Annotated in this window: 17 protein-coding genes and 2 pseudogenes; 7 read left to right on the top strand and 12 right to left on the bottom strand. The window is 63.9% G+C overall.

Features of this window, described 5'->3' with window-relative positions:
- The first annotated feature begins 50 nt into the window (after positions 1-50).
- Complete coding sequence (locus tag AC0V7N_RS07715; protein ID WP_475456177.1) at positions 51-743, top strand: GntR family transcriptional regulator; 693 nt, start codon at positions 51-53, stop codon at positions 741-743.
- A gap of 8 nt (positions 744-751) precedes the next feature.
- On the opposite strand, the gene AC0V7N_RS07710 is transcribed toward AC0V7N_RS07715, so the two are convergent.
- Together AC0V7N_RS07710 and AC0V7N_RS07705 are read right to left on the bottom strand one after the other, a co-directional pair.
- Positions 752-1,063 (bottom strand): hypothetical protein, encoded by a 312-nt coding sequence (locus tag AC0V7N_RS07710; RefSeq protein ID WP_475456175.1) that lies wholly within the window; start codon positions 1,061-1,063, stop codon positions 752-754.
- Positions 1,064-1,291: 228 nt separating this feature from the next.
- Positions 1,292-1,615 carry a winged helix-turn-helix transcriptional regulator gene (locus AC0V7N_RS07705; protein WP_475460241.1) on the bottom strand — a complete coding sequence of 108 codons (324 nt, stop codon included), beginning with the start codon at positions 1,613-1,615 and terminating at the stop codon, positions 1,292-1,294.
- Between the two features lie 154 nt (positions 1,616-1,769).
- Here AC0V7N_RS07705 and AC0V7N_RS07700 point away from each other — a divergent pair, with 154 nt between their 5' ends.
- Entirely contained in the window at positions 1,770-2,099 is a 330-nt protein-coding gene (locus tag AC0V7N_RS07700) for a nuclear transport factor 2 family protein (RefSeq protein ID WP_475456173.1), read from the top strand.
- Entirely contained in the window at positions 2,096-2,896 is an 801-nt protein-coding gene (locus AC0V7N_RS07695) for an SDR family oxidoreductase (RefSeq protein WP_475456171.1), read from the top strand. Before AC0V7N_RS07700 ends, AC0V7N_RS07695 begins: the two co-directional genes overlap by 4 nt.
- A gap of 68 nt (positions 2,897-2,964) precedes the next feature.
- Here AC0V7N_RS07695 and AC0V7N_RS07690 read toward each other — a convergent pair.
- A pseudogene (locus AC0V7N_RS07690) lies at positions 2,965-4,460 on the bottom strand (CoA-acylating methylmalonate-semialdehyde dehydrogenase).
- Positions 4,461-4,619: 159 nt separating this feature from the next.
- On the opposite strand from AC0V7N_RS07690, the gene AC0V7N_RS07685 reads away from it, so the two are divergent.
- Complete coding sequence (locus AC0V7N_RS07685; protein WP_475456169.1) at positions 4,620-5,501, top strand: LysR family transcriptional regulator; 882 nt, start codon at positions 4,620-4,622, stop codon at positions 5,499-5,501.
- Between the two features lie 30 nt (positions 5,502-5,531).
- Here AC0V7N_RS07685 and AC0V7N_RS07680 read toward each other — a convergent pair whose 3' ends face one another.
- Positions 5,532-6,002: a hypothetical protein gene (locus AC0V7N_RS07680; RefSeq protein ID WP_475456167.1), complete on the bottom strand. Its 471-nt coding sequence runs from the start codon at positions 6,000-6,002 to the stop codon at positions 5,532-5,534.
- A 299-nt stretch (positions 6,003-6,301) separates the two neighbouring features.
- Here AC0V7N_RS07680 and AC0V7N_RS07675 point away from each other — a divergent pair, with 299 nt between their 5' ends.
- Both AC0V7N_RS07675 and AC0V7N_RS07670 read left to right on the top strand, forming a co-directional pair.
- On the top strand, positions 6,302-6,745 hold the full coding sequence (locus AC0V7N_RS07675; RefSeq protein WP_475456165.1) for a phospholipase A2 family protein: 444 nt from the start codon (positions 6,302-6,304) through the stop codon (positions 6,743-6,745).
- Positions 6,742-8,901, top strand: a complete 2,160-nt coding sequence (locus tag AC0V7N_RS07670; protein ID WP_475456163.1) for a phospholipase D-like domain-containing protein — start codon at positions 6,742-6,744, stop codon at positions 8,899-8,901. The genes AC0V7N_RS07675 and AC0V7N_RS07670 overlap by 4 nt, the downstream gene beginning before the upstream one ends.
- A 12-nt stretch (positions 8,902-8,913) precedes the next feature.
- Here AC0V7N_RS07670 and AC0V7N_RS07665 read toward each other — a convergent pair whose 3' ends face one another.
- The 3 genes from AC0V7N_RS07665 to AC0V7N_RS07655 form a co-directional block, all read right to left on the bottom strand.
- Positions 8,914-10,170, bottom strand: a complete 1,257-nt coding sequence (locus AC0V7N_RS07665) for a D-amino acid dehydrogenase (RefSeq protein ID WP_475460239.1) — start codon at positions 10,168-10,170, stop codon at positions 8,914-8,916.
- 94 nt (positions 10,171-10,264) lie between these two features.
- Positions 10,265-11,401: an alanine racemase gene (alr, locus tag AC0V7N_RS07660; RefSeq protein WP_475456162.1), complete on the bottom strand. Its 1,137-nt coding sequence runs from the start codon at positions 11,399-11,401 to the stop codon at positions 10,265-10,267.
- Positions 11,402-11,575: 174 nt separating this feature from the next.
- Entirely contained in the window at positions 11,576-12,094 is a 519-nt protein-coding gene (locus AC0V7N_RS07655) for an RNA pyrophosphohydrolase (protein WP_475456160.1), read from the bottom strand.
- Between AC0V7N_RS07655 and AC0V7N_RS07650 the strand changes: the two genes are divergently transcribed.
- A complete protein-coding gene (locus AC0V7N_RS07650) occupies positions 12,087-12,605 on the top strand; it encodes a DUF8220 family protein (RefSeq protein ID WP_475456158.1) in 519 nt (172 codons plus the stop codon). The genes AC0V7N_RS07655 and AC0V7N_RS07650 overlap by 8 nt on opposite strands.
- A gap of 29 nt (positions 12,606-12,634) precedes the next feature.
- Here AC0V7N_RS07650 and AC0V7N_RS07645 read toward each other — a convergent pair whose 3' ends face one another.
- From AC0V7N_RS07645 to rsfS, 5 genes and pseudogenes are all read right to left on the bottom strand, one after another.
- Positions 12,635-13,822, bottom strand: a complete 1,188-nt coding sequence (locus AC0V7N_RS07645; RefSeq protein WP_475456156.1) for a divergent polysaccharide deacetylase family protein — start codon at positions 13,820-13,822, stop codon at positions 12,635-12,637.
- Positions 13,823-14,017: 195 nt separating this feature from the next.
- Complete coding sequence (locus tag AC0V7N_RS07640; protein ID WP_475456154.1) at positions 14,018-15,349, bottom strand: S41 family peptidase; 1,332 nt, start codon at positions 15,347-15,349, stop codon at positions 14,018-14,020.
- A gap of 1 nt (position 15,350) precedes the next feature.
- A pseudogene (locus tag AC0V7N_RS07635) lies at positions 15,351-16,708 on the bottom strand (murein hydrolase activator EnvC family protein).
- Between the two features lie 206 nt (positions 16,709-16,914).
- Positions 16,915-17,397 carry a 23S rRNA (pseudouridine(1915)-N(3))-methyltransferase RlmH gene (gene rlmH, locus AC0V7N_RS07630; protein ID WP_475456152.1) on the bottom strand — a complete coding sequence of 161 codons (483 nt, stop codon included), beginning with the start codon at positions 17,395-17,397 and terminating at the stop codon, positions 16,915-16,917.
- A 73-nt stretch (positions 17,398-17,470) separates the two neighbouring features.
- Positions 17,471-17,848 (bottom strand): ribosome silencing factor, encoded by a 378-nt coding sequence (gene rsfS, locus AC0V7N_RS07625; protein ID WP_023777607.1) that lies wholly within the window; start codon positions 17,846-17,848, stop codon positions 17,471-17,473.
- Positions 17,849-18,009: the final 161 nt, after the last annotated feature.

Here is an 18,009-nt window from a genome sequence, read left to right as displayed (position 1 = left end):
ATATCAGTCGTATATCTGTTAAGAAACGTGCTGTCAATGCGGAATCTGTTATGATATATGCAAGATATATCAGGAGATCGCCTTTGATATCCATGGAAGCAACCGCGATGTCCGAGCCGGCAGCGGCCAAGGCTTACCGCGTGCTCGAGCATATGATCGTCACGCTGGAGCTGGCGCCGTCGAGCTTTGTCACCGAAGGGGCGCTCATCGAAAAGCTGGCGCTCGGCCGCACGCCGGTGCGCGAGGCGATCCAGCGGCTGGCCTGGGAAGGGCTGCTGGATGTACGGCCACGCGCCGGCATCGCGATCGCGCCGCTGCATCCCGGCGACTGGCTGCGCGTGCTCGACGCCCGGCGCGGTGTCGAGGTGGTGCTTGCCCGTTCGGCCGCCCGCTTCGTCACTCGCGAGGCCGCCGACCTGTTTCACGAGGCCGCCCTTGCCATGCAGAAGGCGGTCATCTCGGGCAATGTGCTTGCCTTCATCCAGGCCGACAAGGCGCTCGACGAGGCCCTGGCGATGGCCGCAGACAACCCTTTCGCCGCGCGGCTGGCCGCCCCGTTGCAGACCCACAGCCGCCGCTTCTGGTTTCGCTATAAGGCCGACACCGGCCTCGCCGAATCAGCCGAGCATCACGTCGCGCTGATCCGCTCGATCCTCGACGGCGACGAGGAGGCGGCCGCCAAGGACGCCAAGCGTTTGATGGCGCTGCTGCGCGGCCACGCCGAGGTGGCCGCGACGCGCTGACCCGGCGATCAGATCCCTTGCGCCGCGGCGATGGCGGTATTCTCCCACCCGTCACCGGTCGCGAAAATGCAGCTTCGGCCCTGCACATCGGTCACCAGCATCGACCAGGTCCCACTTGCCGAAACATAGACCTCGACAATGGCGGCCTGACCAACCACACCGTAGCCGATCTGCTTTTGTTGCAGGGCCTTTGCCAATGCCGCAACAAGGTCACTGTGGCCGCCGCAGATGAACTGCGCCTGTGCCGATAGCGTCGACAGCGCCAGCGCTGCGCCGATCGCGGCTATCCTGATCCATCGAAACGAAAATTTGTGTGCCATTTGGCACCTCCTTCGCCTTCGCATTCCGGCAAAGGGAGGCACATGGGCAGCCTCAATATACCGAAACGCTCCAGGCCGGGTTCGACGTCGTCATCACGTCACTCCTTCTGGTTTCCGGTCTGTCGTCAGGGAACTTTATCATTCCCTGGAATCGATATGGTGAGGCCTCGATCTGAAAACAAGCGCCATTTCGGCTCTTGCGGTGCGTTGCCGGAACGACGATCGGCGTCAGGTTTTCGAGGGTTCCCGAAGTGCCGCCCATTTCAGCAGGGCGTCGAGGGCCGGGCACAGCGCCTGGCCCCAATCGGTCAGGCAGTACTCGACCTTGGGCGGCACCTGATGATGCACGATACGGCGCACGATGCCGTCGGCTTCCATCTGCCTGAGCTGCTGGATCAGCATCTTCTGCGAGATCGCCGGGATCGCCCGTTCGAGATCGGAAAAGCGCAGCACCTTGCCGCCGAACAGGTGAAACAGGATCACCAGTTTCCAGCGCCCTTCGAGGATGCGCAGCACATTCTCGACGCCGCTCGCCGCGGACAATGGCGTCAGCATATCGGGCTTACTTTCGGGCCGGCCCTTACCTTCAGGTAAGTACCTTACTTTTTCGTCGGTTTTTGTCATTTCACCAGCATATCGCATTTTAGAAACCGGACAAGCGCCGCCGGCTTCGACGGGCGGCGGCAACCCGCATCGGAGACAAACCATGACCGTAGAACTTCCTCAGCCGCTGGCGGACTATTTTGCCGCCAAGAACCGCCACGACATCGACGGTATGCTCGCCCCTTTCGCCTCGGACGCCAAGGTCCGGGACGAAGGCGAGACGCATCAGGGATCAGCCGCCATCCGCGACTGGATGGAGGCAACGACGCGCAAATACCGGGTGACGGTCGAAGTCGCCGACGCGACCGCCAATAGCGATACATGGCGGATCGCCGGCATCGTGTCGGGGAATTTCCCGGGCAGCCCCGCGACGCTCCACTACGTCTTCACCCTGGCCGACAACAGGATCACGCGGCTGGAGATCGGCGCATGACCATCGTTCAGAAATTTGCGGTCGACGACCGGGAATTCGCCGGCAAGCGCGTTCTGGTCACCGGCGGCACCAAGGGCGCCGGCGAAGCCATTGTTGCCAGGCTTTCGGCGGCAGGGGCGGTGGTTGCAACCACCGCTCGCTCGGCGACCGAAGCATGTCAGTCGAAGCTGTTCGTGCAGGCCGATATCAGCACTCTGGCAGGCGCCGAAAGAGTGGCGGCAGCCACCATGGACAGTCTCGGCGGCATCGACATCATCGTTCACAGCGTCGGCGGGTCGAAAAGTCCAGGCGGAGGGTTTGCCGGACTGACCGATCAGCTCTGGCAGGACGAGCTCAGCCTCAATCTGCTGGCGGCGGTGCGGCTCGATCGCCTGCTTGTCCCGCATATGATCGAGCAGTGCGCCGGCGCGATCGTCCACATCTCGTCGATCCAGCGCCGCCTGCCACTGCACGAATCCACCATCGCCTATGCCGCGGCGAAGGCCGCTCTTTCGACCTACAGCAAGGCGCTGTCCAAGGAGCTCGGGCCGAAAGGCATCCGCGTCAACACCGTGGCGCCGGGTTGGATCCACACCAGCGCATCGGAGGCCATGGTGAAGCGGCTGGCCGCCCATTCCGGTTCGGACGAGGAAACCGCCCGCCAGGGCATCATGGATGCGCTGGGCGGCATTCCCATCGGCCGGCCGGCATGGCCGCAGGAGGTTGCGGAACTTGTGGCATTCCTTGTCTCGGACCGCGCCTCGGCGATCCACGGCACCGAATACGTCATCGATGGCGGCACGATTCCGACGGTGTGAACGATGACCGTAAGAAACGAAGAAAGGCGGGTTGCCCCGCCTCTCTTGTCTCGTATGCTCTTCCGAATTCAGTTCATCGTCGGGATGACGAATTCCGCACCGTCCTTGATGCCGGACGGCCAGCGCGAGGTCACCGTCTTGGTCTTGGTGTAGAAGCGGAAGGCGTCCGGGCCGTGTTGGTTGAGGTCGCCGAAGGACGACGCTTTCCAGCCGCCGAAGGTGTAATAGGCGATCGGCACCGGGATCGGCACGTTGATGCCGACCATGCCGACCTGGACACGGCTTGCGAAGTCGCGCGCGGCGTCGCCGTCGCGGGTGAAGATGGCGACGCCATTGCCCATTTCGTGGTCGTTGGCGAGCTTGATGGCGCTCTCATAGGTCGGCGCGCGCACCACCGAGAGCACCGGCCCAAGATCTCTTCCTTGTAGATGCGCATGTCGGCCGTCACATTGTCGAACAGGCAGCCGCCCATATAGTAGCCATCCTCATAGCCCTGCATGGAGAAGCCGCGGCCGTCGACGACGAGCTTGGCGCCTTCCTTGACGCCGGTGTCGACGTAACCCTTGACGCGCTCCAGCGCCTGCGCCGTCACCAGCGGACCGAAATCGGCCGAGGAATCCGTCGACGGGCCGACCTTCAGGCTCTCGACGCGCGGGATCAGCTTTTCCATCAGCCGGTTGGCGGTGTCGTTACCGACCGGGACGGCGACCGAGATCGCCATGCAGCGCTCGCCGGCCGAGCCGTAGCCGGCGCCGATCAGCGCATCGACGGTCTGGTCCATGTCGGCGTCGGGCATGATGATCATGTGGTTCTTCGCGCCGCCGAAGCACTGCACGCGCTTGCCCGCCGCGGTGCCGCGCGAATAGATGTAGTGGGCGATCGGCGTCGAACCGACAAAGCCGATGGCCTTGATGTCGGGATCGTCCAGGATCGCATCGACCACATCCTTGTCGCCATTGACGACATTGAGGATGCCCGCCGGCAGGCCGGCCTCAAGAAACAGCTCGGCGATGCGCTTCGGTACGCCAGGGTCACGCTCCGACGGCTTCAGGATGAAAGCATTGCCGCAAGCGATCGCCGGCGCGATCTTCCACAGCGGGATCATCGCCGGGAAGTTGAACGGCGTGATGCCGGCGACGACGCCGAGCGGCTGGCGCATCGAATAGACGTCGATGCCGGGGCCGGCGCCATCGGTGAACTCGCCCTTCATCATATGCGGCGCGCCGATGCAGACTTCGACCACTTCGAGGCCGCGCTGGATGTCGCCCTTGGCGTCGGCGATCGTCTTGCCGTGCTCGCGCGCCAGGATGTCGGCCAGTTCGTCATAGTCGCGGGCGACCAGTTCGAGGAATTTCATCAGCACGCGCACGCGGCGCTGCGGGTTGGTGGCAGCCCATTTCGGCTGCGCCGCCTTGGCGTTCTCGACGGCCGCGCGCAGTTCCGCCTGCGAGGCCAGCGCCACCGTGCCGCGCACCGAGCCGTCCATCGGCTGCATGACGTCCTGCTTGCGGCCGCTGGTGCCGGCGACATGCTTGCCGCCGATGAAATGACCGTATTCGATCATGATGTCTCTCCCTTGTTTGTGATGCTGCATTGTCCGCCTTTGCAGGGGCGATGGCAACGCGAGGGAGAACGCAACCGTTGTGCGCAGAATGGATATCGATTGACGGGCGCGCATCAATTCTCGCAAATGGTGGTCACAAGCTATCTCCTGGGGATGCCCATGAACTGGGATGACGTCCGCATCTTTCTCGCCGTCGCGCGCGCCGGCCAGATCCTCGGCGCCGCCAAAAGGCTGGAGCTCAATCACGCAACCGTCTCGCGCCGCATCGCCGCGCTCGAGGACGCGCTGCGCACGAAACTCTTTCGCCGGCTGACCACCGGCAGCGAGTTGACGCCGGCCGGCGAGCGCTTCCTTGACATTGCCGAGCGCATGGAGGGCGACATGATCGCCGCGCGTTCGACCATATCGGGCGAAGGCGACGATATCTCCGGCACCGTGCGCATCGGCGCCCCGGACGGTTTTGGCGTCGCCTTCCTGGCCAGGCGTCTCGGCGAGCTGACCGCGCTGCATCGCGAGCTGACGATCCAGCTGGTGCCGGTGCCGCGTTCCTTCTCCCTGTCCCGTCGCGAAGCCGACATCGCCATCACCGTCGAGCAGCCGACAGAAGGCCGGCTGGTGGCGGGAAAGCTGGTCGATTACTCGCTCGGTCTGTTCGCCTCACGCGCCTATGCCGAGGCGCATGGCTTGCCCAAAACGGCGGCCGAACTCGGCCAACACACCCTCATCGGCTATGTGCCTGACCTGATCGTCAGCCCCTCGCTCGACTATGCCGCCGAATTCAGCGCCGACTGGCGCACCAGCTTCGCCATTTCCTCCGCGCTCGGTCAAGCCGAAGCGGTGCGCTCCGGCGCCGGCATCGGCATCCTGCACACCTTCGTCGCCCGCTCGATGCCCGAACTGGTGCCCGTCGATGTCATCGCGCCCATCCGCCGCGCCTACTGGCTGGTCTATCACGAATCGGTCAGGCCGCTGCGCCGTGTCCAGATCGTCGCCAGCTTCATCACCAAGGCGGTGGAGCGGGAGCGGGGCCTCTTTACCTGATTTCGCAAACCGGCAGCCGCAATGCGCCGTTCAAGGCGGGTCGAGAACGAATGAATTCACCACACGCTCGACCGTGTCCGCCAATGGTGCCCATCTCTGCGCGACCTCCTCTGCGCTCCCGGCCATCAACGAGCAGTTGACATAACCGTAGCGCGCACCCCGGATTGAAAACGCAATCCTGGAATGGCCGTGCAGGCTGACATTCTCGTCGCTAACGGTGAAATCCAAGTCAGCATGGCGCACTGGGTAGCCGTCTGGAAACCTTGCAAGCCGGTCATTGCTGAAATCGGCCGTGCTGAACGATTTGCCCATCATCCTCGTCCAGGTGTCCATAGACCAGTCCTCGATGAACTTGCGCGGATCGGACGGCGAACCCGGTGCGAGGGGGTTGTAGAGCGAGCCAGACACCATGCAGTCAAGGCCCTCATCAGTGGATTTTATATCCAGCAACATCGCCTCGCCAGAAGGCGGCTCAGTGGTCCATTCCTGAGGAACGGTCAACGAGACCCAGTTATCCCGGTCATGAACCGTATTGTCGGCGGCGTTTGCCCCCGCTGCGCAGGACAGAAATCCCACAGTCGTAACGAGAAGACAGATACGCATCGCCGGTGCTGGTCCTCCGAATGCCGGGCGGGTCGCCCCTTAAGCTAGACTATGCCAATATTACAACAACGCGGTAGCCACGCGCGCCGCCTTTTCCTTGCCACAAAACCGGCCAGTGTGGCATCAGGGCGTGCGATCCCGAGCCGTGGGCTATATCGCCGGGTGGGGAAATCATTCAGAAAGCTGGCGCGGAAAAAATGCGAGCCGTTCTTGCCATCCTGCCGCTGCTTTTCGTCTCGGCCTGCGCCAATCCATGGGCAAAAGTGCCGGAAGCCGAATTGCCCAAGCCGATCCGTTACGCCATGGCGCGCCCCTCGCCTTTTGTCATCGGCAATTACTGTGGCCCCGGCACCCGCACCGGCGATCTGTCGGCCCGGCCCGTCGACCGCCTCGACGCTGTCTGCCAGACCCACGACGCCTGCTACATCGCCCGTCACAACCATTGCGACTGCGACGGCGCCCTCGTCGCCTCGGCCAGGACGATCCGCGACGACAAGACGGCGCCCCGCAAGATGCGCGACGAGGCGGAACTGCTGATCGCGACTTTCGCCATCCCCATCTGCAAGGTGTTTCCGCAGGGCTTCATGCCGCCGCGCGACCCGGCGCAATTGAGCGCCATGAAGACCGGAGCCGCCGGTTGATCGGCCGCGCCTCCATCATCCTCGCTTTGTTCGGGCTGGTGCTCATCGCGCTTGTCGGCTGCGCCGGCGCAGGCCGCAATGCCTGCGACCTCCTGCCGGGACAGGAGGCCTGCACGCGGCCCTCGCTGTCGGCCAGCACGCCGGGGCCACATGTCGCGGCGTCGCAGTTTTTTGGCGATGCCGGCACCGGTGACTATGAAAGACGCTTCCTGGCCCTGCTTGCCCACAACCAGCTCGGCGCCATGGATCGCGCCAATGGCACCGGCCCGTTCGGGCGCAACCGCCGCGACGTCCAGAACAGCGACTTCCAGGCGACCTATTCGACGCTGCAGCAACTGGCCGGACCGGTTGCCAGGACGCATCTGCCGCCGGCCAATGGCGGCAGCGGCGAGGGCCATTTCGACGGTCGCTGGCGGGTGTCGCGGCAGACGCTCTACATCGATGCGGCGGCGCGGCCCTCGGCTCCCAAGGTTTTCGATTTCTCCGGCCTGCAGGCACGCAGCACCGAGATCGTCCTGCGCCAGGCGGGCCAGCAGCCTGCCGAGATCGAGGCCACCTGCGACGGTCCTCTGGCGATCCGCGCCGCCGGCACCTCGCGCACCATCGTCGCCGGCGCGGCATTTCGGTTCCGATTGTCGGGCGAGGACGACACGGTCAGCCTGTTTCCAAGCGACAGCCTGAACCGCTGCACGGCGAGGATACGTTCCAGCCTTGCGCCGGCCGGCGCGCCGCTCGCCATCCAGCGTGAAGAAACCGCCGATCCGGCGCTCGCCAGCTTCGACAGCCGCTACCAGCGCTGCCCGGTTCCCAACAGCACCGGGCTCGACGCGCTTCAGCGCGCCTTCTATGCCAGCCGCTGGCTGTCGCAGACCTGCGCCCTGCCGATCGGCGAGCCCAGGCTGCTGCGCAAATCGCGCGACGGCTTCAACGCCAAGGTCGAGGCGCTGATGGGCGCGCCGCTGTCCGATGCGGTCATAGATAAGGGCGACCCGGAACTGCCGCTCGATTTCTCCAAGGCACCACGGCTGAAGCTGATCTATCTGTCCTCGCTCGAATTCAAGGCCGACTTCTCCGGCCGCGTCATCGAGCGGCTGATCCGCCATCATGCAGCCCTTGGCACCAAGGTGCGCATCATGGTCACCGACGTGCTGGAGCGCGAAAAGGACGATGCCATGCTGCACCGGCTGGCGGCCGAATTCCCCAATGTCGAACTGCAGGAATATCGCTGGCGGGCAGACCATGGCGCGCCGATCGACGAGCAGATTTCACAATTGCACAAGGTCCTTCACATCAAGATGCTGGCGACGCTGGCGCAGGACCCCGCGCGCTCGCGCGTCATCATCGGCGGCCGCAACATCCATGACGGCTTCCTGTTCCACCAGCCGATCGACCTGTCGCGCTATCCCAACCTCGAACAATACGGCAAGACCGACGGGCTTTCGCTGAACTACTATTCAAACTGGAGCGACTTCGACATCGAGTTCGCCGACAAGGCGACGGTCGAGACGCTCGCCGCGCATCTGTCGACGATATGGCTGCGCGACGCCGACACCAATCTGGCCCGCCCCTTCTCCATCCCGGTGCGCGGAGATGGCCGCCCCCGGGGCAATGCCCGGCATTTCATTTCGGTGCCCTATGAGGACGACCAAGCGCTGGAGGACTATTTCGTCGAGTTGGTCGACGCCGCCCAGCGCCATATCCAGATCGTCAATCCCTACCTCAATCTGACGCCGAGCCTCGCCCGGGCCTTTGACCGGGCGCTCGCGCGCGGCGTCAAGATCGACGTTGTCGGCCGCATCGATCTCAAGGGCGATATTGGCGGCAAATTCCTCACCGCGCTCAACAAGCTGTTCGTCGAGAAATATGGCGATCGCATCAACATCCGCGAGTTCAAGGCGCCTGACGTGGTGCTGCATTCCAAGATCATGATGATCGACGAAAGGCTGGTCGCCATCTCCTCGGTCAACCTCAACAACCGCAGCTTCTTCCACGATTCAGAGAACGGCATGATGGTGCTCGATCCCGCCTTCTACGTCAGGATGAAGCCGGTCTATGACGACTATCTCGCCCATTCGAACCCGGTTTCCACTGAGGTGACGATCCCATGGGCCTACCGGCTGCTGTTCGACGAAGCCTGGGTCAAGCAGGCGTTCTGACCCCAACGCTGCCTACTTTAGGTAGCGTTCCTGCGCCAGGGCACGGGCATCGATGTCGGGCACCTTGTTCGACATGATGTCGGCCAGCACCTTGGCCGAGCCGCAGGCCATGGTCCAGCCGAGCGTGCCATGGCCTGTGTTGAGGAAGAGATTGGAAAGCTCGGTGCGGCCGATCAGCGGCGGCCCGTCCGGCGTCATCGGCCGCAGCCCGCACCAGAACGTCGCTTCGCGCATGGCGCCGGCGCCCGGAAAGAGATCGCCGACCGAATGTTCGAGCGTGCGGCGCCGCGATTCGTGCAGCCTGAGATCGAAGCCGGAAATCTCGGCCGTGCCACCGACGCGGATGCGGTCGCCCAGCCGGGTGATCGCCACCTTGTAGGTTTCGTCCATCACGGTCGACACCGGCGCCAGGCCGGCATCCTTGATCGGCACGGTGATCGAATAGCCCTTGACCGGATAGACCGGGATCGACCGTTTCATCCGGCGCATGAAGCCGGCCGAATAGCTGCCCAGCGCCATCACATAGGCCTCCGAGGCCTTGAAACCCTTGCTGGTGCTGAGGTTGGCAATGCGGTTGCGGCTGCGGATGACGCGCCAGATCGTCGTGTCGTATTCGAACTTCACGCCACGCGCCACGCAAAGCTCGGCCAATTTCTCGGTGAAGATCTTGCAGTCGCCGGTCTCGTCATGCGGCAGCCTGAGGCCGCCGACGAATTTCTCGCGCACGCCGGCCAGCGCCGGCTCCGCCGCGATGCAGCCGTCCTGGTCGAGGATCTCGTAGGGCACACCATATTTCTTCAGCACCTCGACATCGCCACCGGTGCCGTCGAGCTGCTTTTGCGTACGAAACAGTTGAAGCGTGCCTTGGGTCCGCTCGTCATAGCTGATGCCGGTCGCTTCGCGCAGCGCCTTCAGCGTATCGCGGCTGTATTCGGCCAGCGGCACCATGCGCGACTTGTTGATGGCATAGCGCTCGGCCGTGCAGTTGCGCAGCATCTTGACCAGCCATGTCCACATATGCGGATCGAAAGCCGGCCGCACCACCAGCGGGCCATGCTTCATCAACAACCATTTGATCGCCTTGAGCGGGATGCCAGGCCCGGCCCAGGGCGAGGCATAGCCGGGCGAAATCTCGCCGGCATTGGCGAAGCTGGTTTCCAGCGCCGGGCCCTTCTGGCGGTCGATCACCGTCACCTCGTGGCCGGCCTCGGCGAGATAATAGGCCGTGGTCACCCCGATGACACCACCACCCAGCACCATGATCTTCATCGCATCACGCTCCACGCCGCCACTGACACCGGGCATGCCACACACTGTCTGCCGGATTTTGCCGCGCCCGCCAAGGGGCTAGCCGCAAGGGGGGTTACCCCCCGACGTAGCGCCGGTGAAAGCGCGGGCCGAGACTGGCCAGGATTTCATAGCCGATGGTGCCGGCATGGCCGGCGGCATCGTCGACGCTCTGCGAAGGACCGAGCAGCTCGACCAGATCGCCCTCGCGCAGCCTGCCGGTCGGCAGGGCGGAAATGTCGAGAATGATCGAATCCATCGACACACGTCCGAGGAAGGGCAGGCGCACCCACTCGAACCACGCCGCCGAAGCGGAGCGGCGCAGCCAGCCATCCGCATAGCCGAACGAAATCGTCGCCAGGCTCAACGGACCTTCCGCGTGGTAGGTGTGGCCGTAGCCTATGCCGCTGCCCTTTTCGACACGGCGCGTCTGCGCCACCTTGGCCTGCAGCCTCACGACAGGCAGCATCGGATTGGCTTCGCCGGGCGTCGGGTTGATGCCGTAGAGCGCCGCCCCTGGCCTGGCGAGGTCGTAATGGTAGGGCTGCCCAAGAAAAATGCCGGATGAGTTGGCGAGCGAGGCAGGCGCCTCGGGAAGCATGGCGCGCAGCCGCTCGAAGGCCTGCCGCTGTTGCTCATTGGCCGGATGGCGTGGCTCGTCGGCGCAGGCCAGATGGCTCATGACATATCTGACGTCGATGCCATCGAACGCGCCGGCATCCCCGGCCAGTGCCTCGACTTCGGCCGGCGCCATGCCGAGCCGCGACATGCCGCTGTCGGCCTGAACCGCCGCCGGCAGCTTACGGCCGGCAGCGCGTGCCGCGGCACTCCAGGCTTTCAACTGTCCGACGCTGTTGATGACCGCGCTGAGGCCCGCCGCGACGGCTTCCGGTTCGGAACCCGGCGGCAGCCCGTTCAGCACGTAAATGTCGGGTCCAGCCCCGATCGCCTTGCGCAGCTTGATGCCTTCGGCCAGCAGCGCGACGAAGAAGACATCGCAGCCTTCCCTGGTCAGCGCCGATGCCACTTGGGCAGCGCCGAGGCCGTAGCCGTTGGCCTTGACCACGCCGGCGCAGCGCACGCCCCCCAACCGCGTCTTCAGTCGCCGGTAGTTTTCACGGATCGCGCCCAGATCGATGGTGAGGATGGCCCCAGCAGCCGCCTCGCTTATGGCGGCATCCTCGGGCGATGACCTCTTGGGGGCGTCGTGCATGGCGACCCTTATCGTGGCGGATAGACATCAATAGGACCGTCGGGCCGGCGCGGCAACCGCGATCGCTTCAGAGGCCGCCGCTCGCCCTGCTATCTCTTTGTTTTAACGCAATTCCCAAGGGAAAGCGCTACGCGCTTTCCCGGGAAAACCGCTCACACTTTTCCTGGAATTGCTCTATCGCGCCAGATGGCTGAACGCCGCCACCACCTCTTCATAGACCTTGCGCTTGAACGGCACGATCAGGTCGGGCAGGTCCCGCATCGGCCGCCACGACCATTCGTCGAATTCGGCGGTGTGGCCGCCCGGCGGCGGATTGATCTGGATTTCGCTGCTGTCGCCATGGAAGCGGAAGGCGAACCATTTCTGCGTCTGGCCGCGATAGCGGCCCTTGAAGGCGATGCCGACGAGGTGGTCGGGCAGATCATAGTTGATCCAGTCCGGCGCCTCGGCGAGCAGCGAGACGCTGCGCATGCCGGTCTCCTCATAGAGCTCGCGCTCCGCCGCCTGCAACGGCTCTTCGCCCTTGTCGATGCCGCCTTGCGGCATTTGCCAGAGCTGCGTCGTGCCGGCGAATTCGCTGTCGGGCTCGGCAATGCGATGCCCAACCCAGACCAGGCCGTCGCCGTTGAGGATCATCAGCCCGACACAGGGACGATAGGGCAGTGTCTCGGGATCGATTGTCTTTTTGGACATCAGTCAGGTTTCCAGCCGTTTTAAGAATTGCTCCGACGACGCGGGGCGGCGGGGGCAGTTTCGGGAACGGAGCGGAGCCTACTCAAACTGGGCTTGCATCGGAAGCGTGGAAAACTTGGAACCGATTGGCCATCATTTGGTTCAGTTGCCGCAGTTGCAGTCGAATGTCAAAATGCATCCTATGAAAAATATCCAGATCATCAATGGCGCTCTGAACGCTACCTTCAGCATATTTCAGGCGACGGAGGAGGAGTTCGCCGTCATCTTCCCCGACGGACAAGACATGGAGCTGGCTGAAGACCTCTTCGAACGGCTAGGCGACGAGGAGGCTGGCCGAATACTGGCCCCGCTTTGGAACCGCCCTATCCTTAAACGCGATGCGCTCGGAATCCATGGGTCGCTGTTCTACAATAACAATGAACATCGACACATCCCGCGGTCCAAGCGCGAGGTCGATTGGGACAGCGGGCTCAACGAGGCCCAGAGAAGACTCTTCTCTCGCTATCGCTGAAATCGTCACAAGCTGATTTGGTTACGCCATCACCCTTTTTGCGGATCTATGGCCACCGCCGAAATCGGCACGATCTCGATGCCGCGCTTCTTGGCCTCGGCAATCCAGGACGAGACGGTGTCGACCGTCAGGTCGAAGGCCGAGCCGATGCCGACGGCAGAGCCCTTGGCGCGCGCGGTGGCTTCGAGACTGTCGAGTTTCTTCAGGATGGCGCCGCGATCCTGCACCGCGTCGATCGCCATGTCGCCGGCGACGAAGGGCACGCCGTCTTTCAGCGCCAGATCGGGTGCCAGGCTGCGCGCCGACGAGCCGTCGTCGATATAGGCGAGCCCCCGTTTGCCGAGCTCGGCCATGAACGGCTCCATCGCCGCCGTGTCGGCGGAAAAGCGCGCACCCATATAGTTCATGACACCGGTATAGTTCGTCGTCCGCGACAGCGCCCAGTGCAAGTTTTTAATGTTCTCGTCCGCGCTGGCCGCCACGGTCAGCGTGTTGCGGCCGGGATTGACGTTGGGATAGTCGAACGGTTCGAGCGGCACCTGCATGACGATCTCGTGGCCGCTCTGCCTGGCGGCCTGCATCCAGCGGCCGATGCTGTTGCCTTGCGGCGCGAAGCCCAGCGTCACTTCCGGCGGCAGTTTGGCAATGGCCGCCTGGGTACCGGTCTGCGACACCGCAAGTCCACCGATGACGATCGCCACGCGCGCACCGCGCGCGCCGGACCACGGCCGCGCATAGACATCGAACGGCCGCCGCCCATCGGCGGAGCGCATCGGCAAGGGTCCGGTGTCGCTGGTCTCGATGAGCGCCTTGTCGGGAATGTGCGCGATCTTCAGGTTCTGGCTGATGCTCGAGGGGTCGCGGATGACGATGGCCGCCTGCGGAGGACCATCGCCCTCCTCCTTCTGCACATGGATGATCTGCGGACCACCGGTCTTGGTCGGCGTTTCAACCTTCGGCGCTGCTGCCGGGGCCAGTGCAGGTGCAGGCGCCGAAGCGGCGGGCTCGGCGGCCGCCGTCACTTTTGGCGTCGAAACGGCGACCTCTTGCGGCTTTCGAAACGGCTTTTCCCTGAGCGCGATCGCGGCCGAGACGCCGACCACCGCCAGCACCACTGCGCTCGCGGCAATCACGCCCGCGCTGACCTTGCCGGCAGCGCGCGGCGCCCGGACGGTCTGTCCAAGCGGGCGTTCGATGTCCTTGCCGATATCAGCCAAGCCCTGTCCCCGGGGCGCATGATTCCAAAGGTGATCCCTTCGGGAGGACATGCGCGAGTTCATCAACCTGGCGCACCCCTGGCGCCATATCTGGAGGCCTCGCCCTGCCTCCCCGAATCAAACTGCCGGAACCTTTCGGTCCCGGCAGCATCGCATTGCTTCGTTCAGGCGGCCAGACATGGCCGACCAAACCCGTTACTGGTTGAGCACGGCCTTCTCCGGATTGGGCGGGAAGGACGGGTCGGTCTTCTGGCCGCGCAGCAGCTGCTCGGCATAGATGAGCTGCAGATCGTCCTTCGGATCCGGCGGCACATAGGCTGCCGAGCCCGAGCCGGTCTTGCTCTCGTCGGCGCCCTTGATGTGGCCCTTGAGGTCGGATTCGCCGCGTGTCAGGTCCCTGCCCTGCAGTTCCGGCGGCAGCGGCTGGTCGACCTTGATGTCGGGCGTGATGCCCTTGCCCTGGATCGACTTGCCCGACGGCGTGTAATAGAGCGCCGTCGTCAGCCTGAGCGCGCCATTCTCGCCGAGCGGAATGATGGTCTGCACCGAACCCTTGCCGAAGGACTGCGTACCGACCACCGTGACGCGGCGCAGATCCTGCAGCGCGCCGGCGACGATTTCGGAAGCGCTGGCCGAGCCGCCATTGACGAGCACGATGATCGGCTTGCCGTTGACGTCGTCGACCTGCTTCGGCTTGGCGTCGAAGCGGGTGACGTCCTTCGGATCGCGTCCACGCGTCGAGACGATCTCGCCACGCTTCAGGAAGGCATCGGACACGCTCACCGCCTGGTCGAGCAGGCCGCCCGGATTGAGGCGCAGGTCGAGCACATAGCCCTTGAGCTTGTCGTCCGGCACCTGCTTCTTGATGGTGTCGATGGCATTCTCGAGGTCGTCATAGGTCTTTTCGGTGAAGGAGGTGATCTTCATGTAGCCGATGTCGTTCTCGACCCGGAACTTGACCGCCTTGACCTTGATGATGTCGCGCACCACCGTCAGCTCGATCGGCTTGTCGGCGCCCTGGCGCAGGATGGTGAGCTTGATCGGCGTGTTGACCAGGCCGCGCATCTTCTCGACCGCGTCGTTGAGCGTCAGGCCGCGAACCTCTTCGCCGTCGATCTTGGCGATATAGTCGCCAGCCAGCACGCCGGCCTTGGCGGCGGGCGTGTCGTCGATCGGTGTGATCACCTTGACCAGGTCGTTCTCCATGGTGACCTCGATGCCGAGGCCGCCGAACTCACCCTTGGTCTGCACGCGCATGTCCTGCGCCTGCTCGGCGTTCATGTAGGAGGAGTGCGGGTCGAGCGACGAAAGCATGCCGTTGATGGCGTTCTCGACCAGCGACTTGTCGTCGGGCGGCGTGACATATTGTGCCCGCACCCGCTCGAAGATGTCGCCGAAGATCGCCAGCTGCTTGTAGGTCTCCGATCCCGCAGCGTTCGCCGACGAGCCAGGAGCGCCATAGACAAGGCTCATGGCGGATGCGCCCATCAGCGCACCGGCAAACAGAAGCGACAGTTTCCGCATCATTTCACGTCCTTCCAGAAAAACGGTCCGCCCACCATGGGGCCGGATCGACGGGTTTTCCATCCTTGCGGAACTCGACATAGAGTTCCGGCGTGGCATTTCCATTCTTCGAAACCGAGGTGCTTGCCACCCGGGTCTCTCCCATCGCGCCGACCGGCTCTCCTGCGAGCACCGACTGGCCGGTCACGACGCTGATTCTGCTCATCCCCGCCAGAACGACATGATAGCCGTCCCCGGCATTGAGGATCAAGAGTTGACCATAGGAGCGAAACGGCCCCGCATAAAGCACATTCCCATCCGCCGGCGCGGTGACGATGGCTCCCGATTGTGTCGCAAGCATGTCTCCAAGCATCACCGCGCCGTTACCGTCATCGGCGCCAAACCGGCGTTTGATGCGGCCGGTAACCGGCAGCGCGATCTGCCCCTGCAACGCTGAAAAGGGAGCCGTCGCGGTGAGCCTGTTGCCTTCGGGAACCGGCAGTGACGCCAGCGATGCCGTTGTGTCGGCACCCGTCTGATCGTCACCCGCCTGGGCCGCGGCGGCCGCCTTTGCGGCATCCGCGGCCTTGCGGGTCTTGTCGGCCTGCGCTTCAAGCGACGCGATCAGGTCCTTCAGGCTGGAGGCCTTGGCCGCCAGCTGCTCGGAACGCTGCTGTTCGGCCGTCATTTGCGCCTGCGTGTCGGTCTCGAGCTTCTGCTTGGCTTCCAGCAGCATGCCGAGCCGTTTCTTTCCACCACCTGCTCGCCGACCGCTTCCGTCAGCCGCGCCCGCTCGGCCTCGATCGAGGCGGTCACCCGGGTCTGTTCCTTGAGGTCGGCCAGCAGGCTGTCGGTCTGCTGGCGCAATTCCGGCACCACGGCGCCGAGCAGGATGGCGCTGCGCACCGACGACAGGGCGTCCTCCGGCTTGACCAGGATCGCCGGCGGCGGATTGAGCCCCATGCGCTGCAGCGCGCCCAGCACTTCGGCCAGCACGTCGCGCCGCGCCATCAGCGAGGCGCGGATCTTTTGTTGCTGGCCCTTCAGCCCTTCCAGCTTGGCGCCGATGTCCTCGATGTCCTGGCCAAGCTTCTGCTCGGTCATCGCCGACTGGATCAGTGCGGCGGTGATCGAAGCATGGTCCTTCTTGACCGCGGCGATATCGGCGGCGAGCTTGGCCAGCCGTTCCGACGACAGCGTGATTTCCTTGGAAACCTGTTCGTATTCGGCGCGGCTCTGGTCGGGATCGGGCGCCATGTCGAGCGTTTTCTCGGCCCGCGCCGCATGCAGCGACAACAGGATCGCCGCCACTGCGATGCCCCAGCGCGCGCGCCAGGAGCCCGCTGTTAATAGACACAGTGTCGATTTCCAGCCTTCAGACATTCGCATCGACTCTATCCGCGGCTTCGTTAACGAACCATCAACCATGTTTGAACAGCCCGTCCCCGAATGCATGTCGCCCAAAAGTGGTCCCGGTTTTGGGAAAACGACATGCATAAAACTAGAGATTTTCGACCTTACGCGGCATTGGGGCGGAAATCCGGGCAACGGGCGACGAATCACAGCTGCAGGCAACTGTAGCGGCAGGCTCACGCGCGATGATAGGGGTGGCCGGAGAGGATCGTCGAGACCCTGTAGAGCTGCTCCCCCAGCATCACCCGCACCAATTGGTGCGGCCAGGTGAGCGCGCCGAACGACAGCACCAGATCGGCCTGGTCGCGCAATGACGGATCGTGACCGTCGGCGCCGCCTATGGCCAGCACCAGCGCCTTGCGCCCGCCATCGCGCAACTGCCCGATGCGATTGGCTAAATCCTGCGAGGAAAGGCTCTTGCCGCGCTCATCGAGCAGGATCAGCGCCGTGCCCGGCTGCAGCTGCGCCTGCAGCCGGGAGCCTTCGTCGCGCTGGCGCTCGGCAGCGCTCTGCGCGCGGCCCTCGGCGATCTCGGTTATCCCGGCGAATTCGAGCCCGACCGCAGGTCCGCTCTTGGCGAAGCGCTCGAAATAGCGGTCGGCCAACTCCCGCTCGGGGCCGGTTTTCATTCGGCCCACGGCATGAACTGAAATCTTCATCCTCGCCTCTATAAGCCGCTAATGCCTGTCACCCAAAGGAGAAATCCGATTCTGGGCAACGACACAAAGCAGCTTAATGAAGGGTCTCTTCCTCGAGATCCGGCGCCTGCCACATCTTTTCGAGATTGTAGAATTCGCGGACCTCGGGGCGGAAGACATGGACGATGATATCGCCCGAATCGATCAGGACCCAGTCGGCGCCGGACAACCCCTCGACGCGCGCCGTGCCGAGGCCGGCATCCTTGAGCGCCTTGAGGAGATGGTCGGCGACAGCCGAGACATGACGGTGCGATCGGCCCGACGCGACAACCATGTAGTCGCCGAGGCTCGATTTCCCCTGAATGTCGATTGAGACAATATTTTCGGCCTTGGAGTCTTCCAGACTGGCAAGGACTGTCTTGATGGCACGGGACACGGCGTCGTCTACGCTGATCCTGGCCGGCGAAGGCATGATATCGGCCTTCTTCCGCAGTGCTGTTCTCAGTGTATTTCCTTTCGCAGCAAGAACAACCAAATCACCCCCAAAAGCAGGTGACACCACTTAGATAGGCAGAGTTCCGTTGCAGTTTCAAGACGTGAGCCCGCCACGCACGAACGTCTTGTTGGTCCTGT

It is taken from the genome of Mesorhizobium kamtschaticum (assembly GCF_056174585.1).
This window is presented reverse-complemented; position numbering and strand designations above follow the sequence as displayed.

What these genes read in the sequence shown, in the direction of transcription:
- AC0V7N_RS07695 (WP_475456171.1), top strand. Translation starts at nt 2,096, where the DNA reads ATGACCATCGTTCAGAAATTTGCGGTCGACGACCGGGAATTCGCCGGC.
- AC0V7N_RS07710 (WP_475456175.1), bottom strand. Translation starts at nt 1,063, where the DNA reads ATGGCACACAAATTTTCGTTTCGATGGATCAGGATAGCCGCGATCGGC.
- AC0V7N_RS07665 (WP_475460239.1), bottom strand. Translation starts at nt 10,170, where the DNA reads ATGAAGATCATGGTGCTGGGTGGTGGTGTCATCGGGGTGACCACGGCC.
- AC0V7N_RS07675 (WP_475456165.1), top strand. Translation starts at nt 6,302, where the DNA reads ATGCGAGCCGTTCTTGCCATCCTGCCGCTGCTTTTCGTCTCGGCCTGC.
- AC0V7N_RS07685 (WP_475456169.1), top strand. Translation starts at nt 4,620, where the DNA reads ATGAACTGGGATGACGTCCGCATCTTTCTCGCCGTCGCGCGCGCCGGC.
- alr (WP_475456162.1), bottom strand. Translation starts at nt 11,401, where the DNA reads ATGCACGACGCCCCCAAGAGGTCATCGCCCGAGGATGCCGCCATAAGC.
- AC0V7N_RS07700 (WP_475456173.1), top strand. Translation starts at nt 1,770, where the DNA reads ATGACCGTAGAACTTCCTCAGCCGCTGGCGGACTATTTTGCCGCCAAG.
- AC0V7N_RS07640 (WP_475456154.1), bottom strand. Translation starts at nt 15,349, where the DNA reads ATGATGCGGAAACTGTCGCTTCTGTTTGCCGGTGCGCTGATGGGCGCA.
- rlmH (WP_475456152.1), bottom strand. Translation starts at nt 17,397, where the DNA reads ATGAAGATTTCAGTTCATGCCGTGGGCCGAATGAAAACCGGCCCCGAG.
- rsfS (WP_023777607.1), bottom strand. Translation starts at nt 17,848, where the DNA reads ATGCCTTCGCCGGCCAGGATCAGCGTAGACGACGCCGTGTCCCGTGCC.
- AC0V7N_RS07655 (WP_475456160.1), bottom strand. Translation starts at nt 12,094, where the DNA reads ATGTCCAAAAAGACAATCGATCCCGAGACACTGCCCTATCGTCCCTGT.
- AC0V7N_RS07715 (WP_475456177.1), top strand. Translation starts at nt 51, where the DNA reads ATGATATATGCAAGATATATCAGGAGATCGCCTTTGATATCCATGGAA.